Annotated in this window: 16 protein-coding genes, 2 pseudogenes and 1 riboswitch; of the genes and pseudogenes, 10 read left to right on the top strand and 8 right to left on the bottom strand. The window is 40.7% G+C overall.

All coding sequences use genetic code 11. The features are described from left to right. Nucleotides 1–233 precede the first annotated feature (233 nt). The 5 genes from ACE1AT_RS12810 to ACE1AT_RS12790 all read right to left on the bottom strand — a co-directional run bounded on the left by ACE1AT_RS12810 (nucleotide 234) and on the right by ACE1AT_RS12790 (nucleotide 4,429). Nucleotides 234–533, bottom strand: a complete 300-nt coding sequence (locus ACE1AT_RS12810) for a hypothetical protein (protein WP_374868821.1) — start codon at nucleotides 531–533, stop codon at nucleotides 234–236. A 260-nt stretch (nucleotides 534–793) separates the two neighbouring features. Further along, nucleotides 794–1,912, bottom strand: a complete 1,119-nt coding sequence (gene alr, locus ACE1AT_RS12805; RefSeq protein WP_374868819.1) for an alanine racemase — start codon at nucleotides 1,910–1,912, stop codon at nucleotides 794–796. A gap of 215 nt (nucleotides 1,913–2,127) precedes the next feature. Beyond that, complete coding sequence (locus tag ACE1AT_RS12800) at nucleotides 2,128–3,015, bottom strand: hypothetical protein (protein WP_374868817.1); 888 nt, start codon at nucleotides 3,013–3,015, stop codon at nucleotides 2,128–2,130. Between the two features lie 69 nt (nucleotides 3,016–3,084). Then, complete coding sequence (locus ACE1AT_RS12795; protein ID WP_374868815.1) at nucleotides 3,085–3,597, bottom strand: hypothetical protein; 513 nt, start codon at nucleotides 3,595–3,597, stop codon at nucleotides 3,085–3,087. A 187-nt stretch (nucleotides 3,598–3,784) separates the two neighbouring features. Further along, on the bottom strand, nucleotides 3,785–4,429 hold the full coding sequence (locus tag ACE1AT_RS12790; RefSeq protein WP_374868813.1) for a class I SAM-dependent methyltransferase: 645 nt from the start codon (nucleotides 4,427–4,429) through the stop codon (nucleotides 3,785–3,787). A 200-nt stretch (nucleotides 4,430–4,629) separates the two neighbouring features. Here ACE1AT_RS12790 and ACE1AT_RS12785 point away from each other — a divergent pair. Next, nucleotides 4,630–4,881: pseudogene (locus tag ACE1AT_RS12785) on the top strand (glycosyltransferase family 39 protein); the annotation flags it as partial. 866 nt (nucleotides 4,882–5,747) lie between these two features. Then, the gene (locus ACE1AT_RS12780; RefSeq protein WP_374868811.1) at nucleotides 5,748–8,315 is read left to right on the top strand and encodes a tetratricopeptide repeat protein; all 2,568 of its coding nucleotides are present in this window, start codon (nucleotides 5,748–5,750) and stop codon (nucleotides 8,313–8,315) included. Nucleotides 8,316–8,472: 157 nt separating this feature from the next. On the opposite strand, the gene ACE1AT_RS12775 is transcribed toward ACE1AT_RS12780, so the two are convergent. Both ACE1AT_RS12775 and ACE1AT_RS12770 read right to left on the bottom strand, forming a co-directional pair. Further along, a complete protein-coding gene (locus tag ACE1AT_RS12775) occupies nucleotides 8,473–8,898 on the bottom strand; it encodes a DUF1636 domain-containing protein (protein ID WP_374868809.1) in 426 nt (141 codons plus the stop codon). 20 nt (nucleotides 8,899–8,918) lie between these two features. After that, a riboswitch (cobalamin riboswitch) is annotated at nucleotides 8,919–9,058 on the bottom strand. Nucleotides 9,059–9,084: 26 nt separating this feature from the next. After that, nucleotides 9,085–9,885: a type 1 glutamine amidotransferase gene (locus ACE1AT_RS12770; RefSeq protein ID WP_374868807.1), complete on the bottom strand. Its 801-nt coding sequence runs from the start codon at nucleotides 9,883–9,885 to the stop codon at nucleotides 9,085–9,087. Between the two features lie 346 nt (nucleotides 9,886–10,231). On the opposite strand from ACE1AT_RS12770, the gene prfB reads away from it, so the two are divergent. The 7 genes and pseudogenes from prfB (at nucleotide 10,232) to ACE1AT_RS12735 (ending at nucleotide 14,472) form a co-directional block, all read left to right on the top strand. Next, nucleotides 10,232–11,351, top strand: a protein-coding gene (prfB, locus tag ACE1AT_RS12765; protein WP_374868805.1) for a peptide chain release factor 2 whose coding sequence is annotated in 2 segments (ribosomal slippage) — nucleotides 10,232–10,303 and nucleotides 10,305–11,351 — 1,119 coding nt in all. Because the reading frame shifts where the segments join, the coding sequence is not laid out codon by codon here. Between the two features lie 68 nt (nucleotides 11,352–11,419). Continuing rightward, a pseudogene (locus ACE1AT_RS12760) lies at nucleotides 11,420–11,515 on the top strand (hypothetical protein); the annotation flags it as partial. Nucleotides 11,516–11,647: 132 nt separating this feature from the next. Further along, complete coding sequence (locus ACE1AT_RS12755) at nucleotides 11,648–11,803, top strand: DUF3285 domain-containing protein (RefSeq protein ID WP_374868825.1); 156 nt, start codon at nucleotides 11,648–11,650, stop codon at nucleotides 11,801–11,803. A gap of 40 nt (nucleotides 11,804–11,843) precedes the next feature. Beyond that, nucleotides 11,844–12,374: an rRNA maturation RNase YbeY gene (ybeY, locus tag ACE1AT_RS12750; RefSeq protein WP_374868803.1), complete on the top strand. Its 531-nt coding sequence runs from the start codon at nucleotides 11,844–11,846 to the stop codon at nucleotides 12,372–12,374. A 143-nt stretch (nucleotides 12,375–12,517) separates the two neighbouring features. Continuing rightward, nucleotides 12,518–12,973, top strand: a complete 456-nt coding sequence (locus ACE1AT_RS12745) for a diacylglycerol kinase family protein (RefSeq protein WP_026722435.1) — start codon at nucleotides 12,518–12,520, stop codon at nucleotides 12,971–12,973. A 119-nt stretch (nucleotides 12,974–13,092) separates the two neighbouring features. Continuing rightward, entirely contained in the window at nucleotides 13,093–13,698 is a 606-nt protein-coding gene (locus ACE1AT_RS12740) for an anthranilate synthase component II (protein ID WP_374868800.1), read from the top strand. Between the two features lie 3 nt (nucleotides 13,699–13,701). Next, nucleotides 13,702–14,472 (top strand): MBL fold metallo-hydrolase, encoded by a 771-nt coding sequence (locus tag ACE1AT_RS12735; protein WP_374868798.1) that lies wholly within the window; start codon nucleotides 13,702–13,704, stop codon nucleotides 14,470–14,472. A gap of 143 nt (nucleotides 14,473–14,615) precedes the next feature. Here ACE1AT_RS12735 and ACE1AT_RS12730 read toward each other — a convergent pair whose 3' ends face one another. Beyond that, entirely contained in the window at nucleotides 14,616–15,056 is a 441-nt protein-coding gene (locus tag ACE1AT_RS12730) for a DUF4363 domain-containing protein (RefSeq protein ID WP_374868796.1), read from the bottom strand. Nucleotides 15,057–15,524: 468 nt separating this feature from the next. Here ACE1AT_RS12730 and ACE1AT_RS12725 point away from each other — a divergent pair, with 468 nt between their 5' ends. Beyond that, complete coding sequence (locus ACE1AT_RS12725) at nucleotides 15,525–15,803, top strand: peptidase (RefSeq protein ID WP_374868794.1); 279 nt, start codon at nucleotides 15,525–15,527, stop codon at nucleotides 15,801–15,803. The last annotated feature ends 16 nt before the right edge of the window (nucleotides 15,804–15,819 follow it).

Raw genomic sequence — 15,819 nt, 5'->3', positions numbered from 1 at the left:
GGGTATCCCAGACCAATTAATCGTTGGGTTTCTTGAGGATTCGCTTCGATGTGCTCCAATACGGAACTCATAATTCTGGTGTAAAAAGACTTATATTATATTCTTTTACCACAGAACATTACTATTTCGGAGATGTCTAATCGCTTTCATGACACAACAAATTTCCTTGTAGAGATGCGAGGAACATCGCATCTCTACTTAGTTTAATTGTGTTAATAATATCTCCTAACACCTTAGTTGAAACGGAGAAATGGTACATCTGGATGATGTTGCATCCGTTCATTTCTTCTTGGGAACTCGACTAGATATGGGTTGCTAAACTGTTTAATGTCTCGTGTTTCTTTGATTACTTGCTCAACATTTGTATTGAAGGTTTGAATTTGCTGATTAATACGCATTCTTAGTATCTTTTCTCGGTCTTGTTTTGGCCAAGTTATTGTTGGTTCATAATTTGGTTGGTGTTGCATCTGTGCCAAAGCACTAGTAGGTGTAATAACCAGACATGTTACTAATAATAATATTGCTATTTTCATATGTGCCACCCCCTAAGTGATGGCTAAATTTAGCCTGCAAAGCTTATTTTCCTCTTCTTTCTCTACTTTCATCATAGAAAGAATATTTGAGAAAGTTGTGAAGAAATGGTGAGCCTAGAATCCCTGCGTCTCAAGATCCAGGAGTGTCAACACCAGAGGTTTTCCATATAAAAGTGAAAAGTCAGGTTCCCTGTTCCCTAAAAATAATAAAAGCACGGCTAATTGGCCGTGCCAAGATGGGAAAAAGCACATCACCTGAATTAATATAAGTAACTTACCTGGTTCATAAAACCAGCCATCAGGTTGATTTCTGTGTGTACACTCTGAAACTTATCGGCTAATTCTTCAAAGGTAATCTCCTCGTTACCTTGATTACCAACCAACACCACTTCATCACCCCATTTTACTTCCTTTGGTAGATCGGTAACATCTACTGTTGTGATGTTGAGCGAAACTCTTCCCACTACTGGACAACGCTGACCCTGAATTAAAACAATACCTTTATTGAAGAGCGATCGCGGATAACCTTCACCAAAACCCACAGGTAAAGATGCAATCAAACTATCGCGTTGGGTAGTATATAAACTGCCATAACCAATAGTTTTGCCTGCTGGTATTTTCCTTACCTGCGCTACCCTGGTTTTTACTGACATCACTGGTTTCAATTCTAGCGGGTTTTCAAAGTCCCGTGAAGTGCGTACACCATAACAAGCAGCACCAACCCTAACTAAACTATTACATTTAGGAGTTAGGCGCACTGTTGCAGCACTATTGTGAGTATGAGTTAGTAGATTTTCTGGTAAGTAGTCATTCAAAGCAGTACGAACATCATAAAAATCTGCCATCTGCTTTTCTGTAAACGCCAGTTCTTTACCGTCAGCACCGGCAAAATGAGTCATGATCCCAACAATAGACAAACCCGGCAAAGCACAAACTTTCTTTAATTCTTCAATCTGAGATGAAAAGAAACCACTTCTACCCATCCCTGTATCAATATTGATATGCACGGGAATTTTTTTGTTGCGTCTCACCCCTGCATCAGATAAATACTCTGCTGCTTCCATTGTTCCCACCTGTTCTTCTATATCCAGGCGGTGCATTGATTCTTCTAATTCTTGTGGTAACGCCATGCGTAAACGCAGGAGTTTGACATCTAAACCCAAATCACGGATAGTTGTTGCTTCTGGATTTGTGCAAATACCAATATAATCTGTTCCTGCCACAACAGCTGTTGTCGCTAACTGCTTTAAACCATGCCCGTAAGCATTTGCTTTCATCACCACGCACAACTTTGCAGGTGCAACAAAATCTCGGATATAACGAATATTGTCTTTAAACTTTCTGGCAGAAACTGTAACTTCAATGTGATGCTGATTCATTGGGGTTGTGTGGTTAACTCTTTCAACTAGTTGGTTGTTGCTTGATTCAAACAACAAACAACACTCCTAGTTCGTCGTGTCAATTATCGAATACAACCCTTGAATTTCCAGTTTAATTAATTACTTTTTTGATAATATTTTTTCTTAGGAATTATTCTTTAAAAAAGGATAATTAGTAATAGAAATAATTACTAATTATCCATGAAGTTATGAAACTAAATTTCTGCAACAGCCCGCTCAATCAAGCGACGCGCAAGGGTTTGTGTCCCTGTATGTTCGTAGTAATTTGTCGCTACATCGAGGAACGCTCCTAAATAATCTAATTTGTCATCAGCGATTTCGGCAAAACTTTGCAAATTACGAACAACTTTTTGAGGCGTCAAATCATTGTTAGCAACCAGGTTACTCATCCAACCTTGAACTGAGTTAAAGCTTTCGCCAATAAAATTCAGTTTGCTGCTAGAGTTTTGACCTGGAATCGCCTCTTGAAGATTTTGAAAAGTTGTATTTTGTTCTAAATCTTGGGGATTGGTCTGACTAATTGTAGATAAGGCTTTGTTGATGAAGTCTGGGCCAAGAGGTATCAAACCATCAACACAAACCAAAGCCACCATCCGAATGAGTGATTCACCACTATACTCACCTAAGGATGCGACAAAGTCCCCAATGCTATCACCAGGAATACCGTTGATGCTACAAAAAGCTACTAACTCAGCAACTAATTTCAAACACAGGTCAATAGTTTGGGCTTTGTCAGCTTTGGGAGTAATAGAGTTGAGAAACCCAAATAGAGGAATTTTCTCTCCTACCTTATTCGCGAAAGCAGCTGCACCTAGTGCTTTATCTGTGCTATCGACTGTTTGATACAACCACATTGCTCGTTGGTAGCCTTGGGAACGATCATTGTAAAGATAAATGGCTCGTTCGCCAATAGCTTGAATGAGACTTTCGTCGCTTTCGCCCGTTACAGTTTTAATCGTGTTGACAAAACCAACTACATTTTGCCATTCCCCAGGAGCGACAAAATCCAGGGAATTCAACATTGAAACAGTCAAGTTATTAGTCGGTAGCTCGTCTACCAACTCAAAAATCGGTTTACTCACAAAAATCTCCTTATTTTTAGTTATTGGTTATTAGACGCGATTCATCGCGTCTGTACAATTGACAATTTTTTATTTCAGTTTTGCTAGACCAGCGAGGTTAAATTTTTTGATCCAGGTTTCGCGATCGCTTGCTTGAAATGACGGTGAACGAGAAAGTACTTTGACTTGGTAGCGATCGCTGACTAGTATGGCAGTTTGAGTAGTACCAACTTCTACTGCTGGATAACCAGCAATTTGCTTGGTGCTGCTAGCAAATTTTGCTGCTGCTGTGGGTGTACTCTTAGTATCGGAAATAGCCAGCATTGCTAATTCTTTACCGTCTTTTTTTAACTTAGCTTCAGCAAAACCCTTTTTCTCTTGAGTATATACACGCTCGTACCCATCTTCAGCAGGAGGGAAAAACTTGTTAAATTCACTACCTTGGGTTGCATTCTTAGCAACAGCTTGACCGGTTTTTTGACGACTGCTTTCTTGTTGTACCTGGTCAAAACGTCCAGGTTGTTTTGGAGTACAGGCTGTAGTCAGTAACAATACTGACAGCAACACAACAGCTAAAATCCTGCGGACACGAGGGAAATTCATGTTTGACTCCCGTTATGATAAACGTTCAAGGCAATTATTACGGCTTTTGAGTGGTTGTAGCAGAAAATTTACTTTTTGATCAGACTTGCTTCGACTTGGTGTCTTAGTGTCTTGGTGGTTAAACAAAATTTATTTTTTCACCACCAAGACACTAAGACACAAAGAAAATTTATTGTTTAGCTATTAACTATTGGCGTCTAGCGATCACTGCATAAAATGGATCTCCTCCCCCAGCACCTAACCACTGAAGAAAAACTGGTATATTTGATTGCCGAGCTATTACTTCCGGGGTAGTAAATCCATGTACGGATTTAAAATAGCCTTTAACTAATTCAACTCTGCTTCCTTCTGATGCATCTCGCCAAGCTTGGATAGCTTTTTGAAAAAACATGCGGTTAGAAAAGCTGATAATTGCAATCCCATCTGGTTTGAGGACGCGATATATTTCGGAAAATACTGCTTCAGGATATTGCAAATATTGCACAGAGACACAGTTGAGAACAGCATCAAATTCTTGTTCTGGAAGTGGTAAACGAGGATTTTCGTTCAAATCTTGAACAAAATAATGATCTAAGCGGGGATTGCGGGCTAATTCTTCTGCGTTGAGTCCGTGTCCTTCCACATGCTCGAATTGCATTTCTTCTGGTAGATGAGAAACCCAACTACTCATAATATCTAAAATACGTGTGTTGGGTTGGAGGCGATCGCGATATAAATCCGTTATTTGTTGAATAAAGCCTTCGTCTACATGAGTGACAAAGCGTGGAAAAGAATAAAATTGCTTGTCGTCGTCGGCGTCAAGTTTAGTACGTTGTTCTGGTCTAAGCAGCATAGGACTTTGATCAGGAGAAGTGTTGCTTAAATTTGTGTATCACCATACGTATATTAAAAACAGTCTGAAAAATAGGCGAGTCTATCAAAAATCTACTAGTTACACAGCAATAAATTTCAATGTTATTTAAGTTACCAAAGTGTCAATTAGCTTGGCAGCGTTTTCGTTTTTGGTTAGGCTTTCCTTACGTAAGTTAGACTAGTGTACGTCTGCCAAGTATGATTTTGGGTGTCTTGAGTATATTCATTCTCTATGAAATCGGCAAAATTTTATTAAATCAAAAAATTGCTTGGTTAGCTGCTGCAATTTTGAGTGTGGAATTTTTGTGGTTACAATACTGTCGTTTAGGTACACCTGATGTACCAATGATTTTTTTGGTACTTTTGGCTATTTTGGCTTTATTAAAAGCAGAATTAAATCCTCAATATCGCTATATGAGAAATTTTTTAGCACAGCCTGCGATCACCCAAATTTTGCAGGATCATTCTATTCAGTTTGTCAAAGTTGGAGGAAAAACCGGAGTGCTACTTGATTTCTATACTCCTCACCATGGAGACGATGTAGATACAATTTCCGAACTACCAGTTTATAGCTATGCTTGGATCTCTCCACAACGAGCAACTGATATATCTACACCTCATTGTGTTTTGGGTACTGTGCAGAAACATCAATTAATTCAAATCTTACCAATGACCGATGACAAATGACGAATGACGATCACAACGAGTAGAGACGTAGCAATGCTACGTCTCTACATTTGTCGCCGACATACTTATAAATATTCTTATTTATTTATTTATGGGATAATATTTGAGTAACTTGCTCAGGAATCATCTCATATGTGCAGAAGACCTCTGGCGATCGCAAATCCCAGTTATACAGTCAAAATCCACCTGGTATTGTTATATAAACTCGTGCCAGCGGATTGAGTTTGTGTAACTCGATTAAAATTGCCAAGTTGCAAATTTGGGATAATCTCTTTGTTCAGGTTTCAAACAGAGAATTTAAATACGCGAATTAAATATTTTTGGGCTGAGATTTTCAAGCGTTTGGGTGAGCAAATTAGAACTAGATCAAGATGATGAAGGATTAGCTATTATTTCACCAAGCCAAAATTGATAAATATTAACCGGGGAAATCTACCCTCCACTCCTCAAAAAAGTGGAGTTTTAGGGTGAGGTCAAAGGGAAAAGAATTAAAATTATCCCTTACCTTTTACCCAAGTGCAACAAAATTTTTGGTGGACTATTTAGTATTCTTCCTCTCGACGATGCTCATACCCTAAATTACTGCCGTTGTTAGACTTGTGTGGTGTTACATGCAACAGAGGCGGATTAGGCAAATATCTCCATTCATTTTCCCCTTTGAGGTTATCAAACCCAATGGAAATGTATTATCTGTGGTTTTTGGTGCAGATACCAATGATCCCTTAGCAGATTTCTCCATTCCGTATCAAATCAGGCGATCTGATCGAAATGTGCGACGAGAATTAGAAAATAAATTAGAAGAATTTCGTCGGCTTTTGATTGTTGGACAAGCAGGAATCGGGAAAACACGAGAAGCAGTTGAATTAGCACAACTTTATAATCGAGAAGGTTGGACAGTTCTCTGGCTTAAATCTGACGGATGGATCAATGAGCCAAATCAAGAACAATTGCAAAAAATTGGTGCTAATCGCAAGTTGTTGTTTTTACTTGACGATCTGAATCAGAGGATACATTACAGTCTCCCAAAACTACCCCCTGGACTAGAAGAATCTGAATTAGCTCCTTTGACTATACCGTTGCAACAACAATTGTGGCGAGTTCTAGAAGTTTATGAACGGTTCTACGGTCAGGATAAAATACGGGTAATTGCTACTGCTCGCGATGAAAGAGAGTTAGTAAATTCAGCGACTGAATGGGAAAAACAGCAATGGGAGCGTTTTCAGGTTTATGAACTAGCAAAACCGGAAAATGCAGCAATTGTTCAGCTATTTAGTAATACTGTCCCGCAAACTAACATTAAAAGTAACGAAGAAGAATATCTGGCGATCGCCCAAAAAAATGACTCTACTTTTATTAATGCGATCGTCAATCTCCGTCGGTTGAGCAACCAAGACCTTTCTTTAACCTCCAGCAATTACATTAACTCTTCCCAAGACACTTGGGAAAGATGCTACACAGATGCAATCAAAAAACACCCAGCTAGCAAATATGTTTACGATGCCATAGATTTGCTACAACAATTGCATCTGTCAGTTGAGCGATTTATCCTAGAACCAACAGTTTTATTAATGATGGGAGAACACTCCCAGCAACAGTTACAGCATCGTTGGCTGGTTCGCCGAGTTCTCAATGATTTGATTGAAAGTGAATTTATCCTGAATCCGCGCGATCGCCAAATAGCAGCCAAAGGTCAGCAAATAGAAGTTGATGAATATGTTAGCCCCTTATCCGAGTTGGTTTTGCGGCTAACAAATAAATACCCACAGCAAATGCTGGGTAAACTCTTTAATTTTGCCTGCCAACTATTAAACTTAAATCACCCCCAAGAGGCCTTAACTTGCTTCGATCAACTCCTCAACTTTAACCGGGAAATCTCTGATATTTGGTTTTATAGAGGTGTTACTCTATACTTTTTAGGAAGTTATGAAGAAGCAGTTGCATCCTATGACAAAGCCTTGGCTCTTCAAAGTGACTCTTATCAAGGTTGGTATAATCGGAGCCTAGCATTGCACCTATCGGGATGCTATGAGGAAGCAGTCGATTCCTATGACCAAGCACTTGCGATTAAATCTGATCTAGATCAAGCTTGGTATAATCGAGGCATCGCCCTGTATTTTTTGGGGCGTGATCAAGAAGCAGTCGCTTCCTATGACCAAGCACTAGCAATTAAACCAGATTATTACCAAGCTGATTACAGCCGATGTCAAGCACTAGAGAACTTAGGACGCTACCAAGAAGCAATTGCTTCCTACGATAAAGTACTGGCACTCAAAAGCGATCATTACCAAGCTTGGTATCACAGGGGCAATGCTTTGTATTTATTAAAACACTACGATGAGGCAGTTGCTTCCTACGATCAAGCGCTAGCGCTCAAACCCGACTATTACCAAGCCTGGTACAACGGGAGTGTCGTCCTATACCTGTTAGGATTATACGAGGAAGTAGTCGCATCCTGTGAAAAAGTAGTACTAATCAAACCCGAACATTACCAAGCTTGGTATAACAAGGGCAATGCATTGTATTTTTTGGGACACTACGAAGACGCAATTGCTGCCTACGACAAAGTGCTGCTGATTCAGCCAAACTATGATCAAGCCTGGTATAACCGCAGTGTCGCCCTATATCCTTTAGGGTTATATGAAGAAGTAGTCACATCCTGTGACAAAGCAGTGGCGATCGCACCGAAGCATTACAAAGCCTGGTACAACAGAGGAAATGGACTATACTCTTTAGGCAAATATCAAGATGCATTAGCTTCCTACGACCAAGCACTAGCTATCAAACCTGATTATTACGAAGCCTGGTATAACCGGGGTGTGGTTCTGGGAAATTTGGGAGACTACAAAGAAGCAGTAGTTTGCTACGACAAATTACTGGCTATCCAACCTCACAATTACCAAGCCTGGTACAGCCGAGGTAATGCGCTCAATAAATTAGGTTCTTATCAAGATGCGCTAATTAGCCTTAACAAAGCAATTGCACTAGTTCCTGATTCCTTTGAAGCTCACTACAACAAGGCTTGCTGTTACGCTTTGCAAGAAAATCTCGAATTGTCCCTTGAAAGCTTGAAACGAGCCATTAGTCTCAATCCTGAATGTCGTAAGACAGTAAAAACTAACTCCAGCTTTCAAAAATTTCTCACAGATGAGGGGTTTCAAACATTGATTGCTCTGGAATAGGCGATCAGGGATCGGGTATTGGGGATCGGGGATCGGGGAAACGAGAATAAATACGGTTCGGCTAGTGATTTTTCGGCATAATTTTGTCATGTAGAGACGTGCCATGGCACGTCTCTACAGGTTTTAAATGCCTAATACCAATTCTTCGTGAAGCTCTTCAAGATAACGAAGGAATTCTTGCTAAAATACCTTTCTTGAGAGGTTCAGGACGTTCTGACCAAGGTAACAAACCATCAGGTTTAGCATAATATTTGCTGGCACATTCGAGAATGGCAGCTGCACTATCATCTACTGGTAAATCTCCAAACATATAAGTTAGTTTTCCAGAACCTGCGAAGGCGACAACACAAGAATGACTGCAAGCACTCATGCATTCTACTTCTTGAATCGGAAAATCATCTTTGAGATGCCAATCTTGGGCTAATTCCTGAAGTTGCTTTAATAACTTTTGTCCACCACTTTCACCAACTCGCTTCCCATCTTGCCAGACGCTAGCACAAGTCTTGCACACAAATAGAGTATGAGAGGGGTGTGAAGTGTTGTTATGTGTAGAAATTGGAGAAGTATTTGTAGCTGTGGTCATCTGTACCTCGCAGATATTTTAGAAGTGAAATCAACTTCGGCGGGCATCCTGACTTACTTTGTTAAGTTCACAGTTGCGGGACAGCGCCGGATTTCCACCGGACTTTCCCCGTTACCTCTAGTGGCTGCTCCCCACTAGAACCGAATCTTTTTGATCTTAACCGAAATGTATTGAAACAACACGCCCTTAAACTTTGCTAGGTGTTGGCAAAGCTACTTGCAATCGCTTAAACATCGCTTGTCGTCCCTGCATTGCCAAGGTGTCATCTATAGGTGATAGAGTAATAGGCTGCTGGTATTTCAGTCTCAGTGCAGTTTGAATTAACCAATCTGCCACAAAGGGGTTTTTTGGTAACAGTGGCCCATGGGAATAGGTAGCGATCGCATTCTGATAAAATACACCTTCTGTACCATCCTCACCATTGTTGCCCAAACCATGCACCACGCGTCCGAGTGCTTCGACTTTGCCTAATTTAGTACGTCCACCATGATTTTCAAATCCAATTAGGTATGGTTTGCTACCTGTCATTTCTTGGAGATCCCGCGCTAGACGAGTGGCGGTGACTTCTACAACTAAATTACCGATACAACGCCGGACATTTTCGCCGGGATGCACTGAGACTATATCCAATATGCCTAAACCCTGAATGCGTTGTCCAAATCCTGGTTCATAGTAGTGTCCCAAAAGTTGGGGTGAACCACAGGTAAAAACGCCAGGAGTACCATTTTCAATTTTTTCGCGCATTGCTTCTGCTTTCGCACCTTGCAAATCACGCATGACAATTTCTTGCTGACGATCTTGGGCGCCACCACCCACAATTAAATCTACAGATTTGATCTCATCTGCTGTCGCATTTTGATCTAAAGGCAAAACCTTGACATTGTATCCCCGCCACTGACAACGGCGTTCTAAGACGATAACATTACCGCGATCGCCATAGGTACTCATCAGCGTCGGATATAGCCAACCAATGGTCAGTTCTTTCATAATTTTAGGGATCGGGGATCGGGGATCGGGGATTGGGGAAGGTAGGGGTCCCCTTTGGGGATAAGGGGCAGGTGGGGCCCCCTCTGGGGAACTCGGGGCCCCCACTCCCCCAAGGGAGTGGGGATTAGGGGCGAAGGGGCAACGGGGATTGAGGACAAGGGAGACAAGAAAGAGTTATTTAACAAGTCTCTTCCCGATCCCTGATCCCCGATCCCTGATTTTCTTGTACGAGCATATTATTATAGATAAGATTTTGAGATACCAATAAAATAAATAGCAATGTCTATTGATACGAGAGTGTAAATCTACCATTAAAATATAAAGCGCGCTCTCATTAGCAAGAACTATGGATGCATTAGAACTAAAACGGGAAATTGAAACGTTGTGCGATCGCCTGGGTAAAACCCAGGACTATCTTTGACATTCCTGCACTCACAGCCAAAATTCAAGATTTAGAAAAAATCGCAGCCCAGCCAGAATTCTGGGATGATCAAGTCAAAGCCCAAGGCACGCTGCAAGAACTTAATGATTTAAAAGCACATATTCAGCAGTACGAACAGTGGCAAAGTAGCATCGAAGACACCAAAGCAGTATTAGAACTGTTGGAGTTAGAAACCGATGAAGCACTTCTGCAAGAAGCAGAAACTACTGTCACCAAACTCAACAAAGAACTTGACCAGTGGGAGTTACAGCAGTTACTCTCTGGCCCTTATGACGACAAAGGGGCGGTTCTAACGATTAACGCTGGTGCTGGTGGTACTGACGCTCAAGACTGGGCAGAAATGCTACTGCGGATGTATACCCGTTGGGCAGAAATTCAGGGTTATAAGGTAAATTTAACCGATGAGTCCGAAGGTGACGAAGCAGGTATAAAATCAGCCACCATAGAGATTACAGGACGCTATGCCTATGGGTACTTGCGATCTGAAACGGGTACTCATCGCTTAGTGCGGATTTCACCTTTCAATGCCAACGGTAAGCGCCAAACCAGTTTCGCTGGGGTAGAAGTAATGCCCCAATTAGATAACTCGGTGCAATTGGAGATTCCTGAAAAAGACTTAGAAATTACTACATCTCGGTCTGGTGGTAAAGGCGGGCAGAACGTCAACAAGGTAGAAACTGCCGTACGCGTTACTCATCTTCCCACAGGTATTGCAGTGCGTTGTACAGAAGAACGCAGCCAATTGCAAAATAAAGAAAAAGCCCTCGCCCGTTTGAAAGCGAAGTTGTTAGTTATTGCCCAAGAACAACACGCCAAAGAAATTGCCGAAATTCGCGGTGATATGGTCGAAGCTTCTTGGGGAAACCAAATTCGTAACTACGTATTTCATCCTTACCAAATGGTAAAGGATTTACGTACCAACGTCGAAACGACTGCGATCGCTGATGTGATGAATGGTGAACTCGATACCTTCATCCAAGCTTATCTGCGGCAAGAAAATCAACTAGTAGAAGCGACTGTGTAATTTAGTCAAGAGTCAATTGTTCTGAGTGTGGTTACAAATGGGGAAAACTCGATTTAAAAGTCCGGTCGGTTCAATGCTTGAATTGTGGTGCTGAACACGACCGAGATGAGAATGCGGCGAAAAATATAAACTTGCGTCGGGATAGGGCATTGCCACGACTCTAAATGCACGTCGAGACGGAGTAAAACCACAACGGTTGTATCTGTCGCTGAAGCGTGAAGAATCCCCGTACCTTCAGGTCGGGGAGTATGTCAAAAACTGTTACATTGAAAAAAGATAATTGTCATGAAATTATTATGAGCAATTCTCCTTGTGATGAACGTCAACCCAGCTATGTGAAACTCGCGATGCGAAATATGGTGCAAAAGCGAGTTACTTCCCTCAAGCATTTTTTGTTGACCACTGTCGGTCTGTTAGCTTTGTTTATTGGTCTTGCTTATCTGACTCGCTGATCATAAACTACCAATTTCACTACAGGAGATTTTTCGGCTGGTGCAAGTTGAAGTATATGTAGAGGATTATCTATGTGAATCTTCGCAAGCGGAAAGTATAAAAATTGGGGATATCTATACCCCTATTACTGCTCAAACATGGAAAAATTGGTTTAATTGCTGGTTGGAAAAATTACAACAAAATATTCCACCTGCGGCAAATTACGAAATCGGGTTGCGTTTGACCAATGACTCGGAAATTCAGGAATTAAACGCCCAATACCGTCATCAAGACAAGCCTACAGACGTTTTATCGTTTGCCGCATTAGAGGTAGATTCTCCTGTACCAAGTGAAATGCTAGCTTCTATGCCTTTATATCTTGGTGATATTGTTATTTCTGTTGATACAGCACAGCAGCAAGCTCAAAAGCAAGGACACACTTTGTTAACCGAATTAGCTTGGTTAGCAAGCCACGGATTGTTACATCTGCTGGGCTGGGATCATCCCGATGAAGAAAGTTTAGAAAGAATGCTAAAACAGCAAGTAATATTACTGAATTTCATAGGTATTTCTATTGACATAGAATTTTAGCAGTTGCATGTTTATGAAAATGCGACTTCTTTGGTTGTTATTTATATAATAATTCAGTAGAAAATTGGCATAATTATCGATTTGACTATTAAAATCGGCACATATTCCAAGTTCAACCACCCTGCTGCTGTATTTTTTCAACTATGTCCCAACCAGTTTCACCACCACCAACTTCAAACCACTTAGAAACAGTTGTTACCAAAAAGCGAGAATTCTCTTGGCAAGTTGCTGCTAATCTATTCGTGAGTTTTAAGTATGCTTGGTGTGGGATAAGTTATGCTTTTCAAACTCAACGCAATTTTCGGATTCACGTTGTTATCTGTGTAGTAGCGCTGGGATTGAGTATTTTTTTACGATTAAAGGCAGTGGAAATAGCCGTTATCAGTATAACTAGTGGCTTGGTTTTAGCCTTAGAGTTACTAAATACAGCAATTGAGTCGGTAGTTGATTTAACAGTCAAGCAGACCTACCATGAACTAGCAAAAATCGCCAAAGATTGTGCTGCTGGTGCTGTGCTGATTTCGGCTTGTGTGGCAGTTTTGGTAGCGATCGCACTTTTATTTCCTCCCTTGTTAGCTTTGATTTTGTCGGTTGTTTAGAAATTTAATTTGTTGTTTGGTATTTTCACAACCAACAATTAACTGCATCACAGCGACACAAAATCTGTAACAATCAACCAAAATGGTATGCAGTGGTTGACAACTGGAGTTAAATCGCAGTGCTTCTCGTTATTGACAATTACGACAGCTTTACCTACAACCTGGTGCAATATTTGGGAGAACTGGCAGCAGAATTCCCTGTAGCGGCAGATATCAAAGTATTTCGTAACGATAAGATTACCCTTGATGAGATTAAAGCCTTAAAGCCAGATGGAGTAGTAATTTCTCCCGGTCCTGGTCGCCCAGATGATGCGGGTATCTCCCTAGATTTGATTAAAAAACTAGGAACTGACTTACCAATCTTAGGGGTTTGTTTGGGTCATCAAAGTATTGGTCAAGTGTTCGGTGGTAATATTGTTTCGGCACCAGAGTTAATGCACGGCAAAACCTCCCAAGTGTCTCATACAGGAGTTGGGGTTTTCCAAGGATTAGAAAACCCAATTGTCGCTACCCGGTATCATAGCCTGGTCATCGATCGCGACACCTGTCCAGATGTGTTAGAAATCACCGCTTGGGTGGAAGATGGCACAATTATGGGGGTCAGACACCGGAACTATCCTCATATAGAAGGCGTCCAATTTCATCCAGAGAGTGTTCTGACATCTTCAGGTAAGCAGTTACTGCGAAACTTTCTTTGTAAATTACAGACGAAAACAAGAGAGTAATTAATGAAACGACGGCAATTAATGGGCTATGCTGGGGCAGGGTTGGTAACAACTTTGGTTTCTAGCTTGGGTTCTCACTTTCAAGCTAACGCCCAATCTAGCAGTTCATTATCAATTCAATGGTTGGGTCATACTTGCTTTCTGTTTACAGGTGGCGGTACGAAAGTTCTTGTCAACCCATTTCGCACAGTTGGTTGTACCGCTAAGTATCGTCCACCGAAAGTAGCAGCAGATTTAGTACTGATTAGCAGTCAATTGTTGGATGAAGGTGCAGTTGAAGATTTACCGGGAAATCCGAAGTTAATCTACGAACCCGGTGCTTACGAGTTCAAAGGCATTAAGTTTCAAGGAATTGCTATTCCCCACGATCGCAAAGGTGGGAAGCAATTTGGTACAAATGCCGCTTGGCAATGGCAGCAAGCAGGAATTAATATCCTGCACTTAGGGGGGGCTGCTGCACCTATTTCCATTGAACAAAAAATTCTCATTGGTCGCCCTGATGTGGCACTAGTACCTGTAGGCGGCGGTGCTAAAGCTTATAATGCTGAAGAAGCAAAGCAGGCAATTCAGACGATCAATCCCAAGTTGATTATTCCTACCCATTACCGTACCCAAGCCGCAGACGAAGCTACCTGCGATATTTCTCCCTTGGATGATTTTTTAAAGGTTATGAATGGAATGAGTGTACGTCGCAGTGACAGTGACAAAATTACCGTTAGTAGCAGTAATTTACCGGAGAATGGGGCGATACAAGTTTTAAGTTACAAATTTTAGAAAAATTAAAAGGCAGGCTGCTTGCCTGCCTTTTTAATTTTGTTTGCCAATGTGAACTAGCTACAGTGACGCTTCGCGTACACAGTAGGCTTCCTGCCCAACAGAAAGTGGACTTTTCGCGGTTTCAGCTCAAGATTTTGCTCTTAAGGTTTAGCAACACTGTTAATATTTGTATTCAGAGATTGTAATGCTGCTAGCACTTTATCTTTATTTGGTGCAGAGGCTTTCAAATCTCCTTTAATTTTATCCGCCTCATCTTCAATTGTATTGTAGGTTTTGGAAGATTTCTTTTTCACTCCATCCTCAACCTTTGACCAATAATCCTCAAATTTGCCAAACTCTTGTTTAGCCTTAGTAAAATTCCCAGCCTTTACGGCTGTTTCGGTATTGGAGACAACTGCTAACAATCCTTTAAAGTTATCGTCTTTGACAATAGTAGTAGCTGTTTTCTTAGATGTAGCACTTGCGGGTGTGGCAGTTGCTGAAGGTGATGTCTGCGTGGTGGATTGTTCACCTTTATTGCATCCGACTAAGGTCAACATACTAATTGCAGTAATCAACAAAACTTGATTAAAACGTTTCATAAAAAACTCCTTAGCAGAAGTGTTATAGGTATTGGTAATTCGGTACTTGGGATTAGTGATCAGGTAATAGGTAAAAATATCACCTTACCTTTAGAAGGTATCATCACCAAATAGTACCTGATTGAAGTATTAAGACTATAAGGCTAAAAAAGTGCCAAAGAACTAAAATTTTTACTAAGATTTTTACTTTCTTTCCCAGTTGTTGATATTAAGTGTTTTATCTTGAGTAAGTAACTATTATAAATCGGTTACGTCAAAATGAATCAAAAAACTTACCCCTTCCCCTTCCCTCTAGTTTGGACAGAGTGAATTTACTTTGAAGTTAGTTGTAGATTATTTGAATTATTATTAAGTTATATAGTATTCCTAACTCATTCTTAACTGCATGACTGATGTTGATAATACTGCTTTGTAAAAAAATATTTTAAAAGAGCTAGTATCAATTCTTGGAAAAACCATATCACCACTATGAAACGTTTATTTCGTAAGTATCACCGCACTCTCGCGCTCATTATTGCTTTGCCATTGATTTTAACTGCGCTGACAGGAATGTTAGCAACTATTATTAGAGAGTGGCCGATTGACACAGGACTGACCTCTGGATTTATTTTAAGTATCCATACAGGCGAAATATTTCATCTTCAAGCAATCTATCCAATGTTGAATGGTTTAGGAATTATTGGGTTGATAGTTACGGGTTTGAGTATGTCTGGTTTATTTAATCAGAAGAAACAAAAATCTCAATAGGGATGAAAATAAAATT

It is taken from the genome of Pelatocladus sp. BLCC-F211 (assembly GCF_041928655.1).
Lineage (GTDB): Bacteria > Cyanobacteriota > Cyanobacteriia > Cyanobacteriales > Nostocaceae > Pelatocladus.
This window is presented reverse-complemented; position numbering and strand designations above follow the sequence as displayed.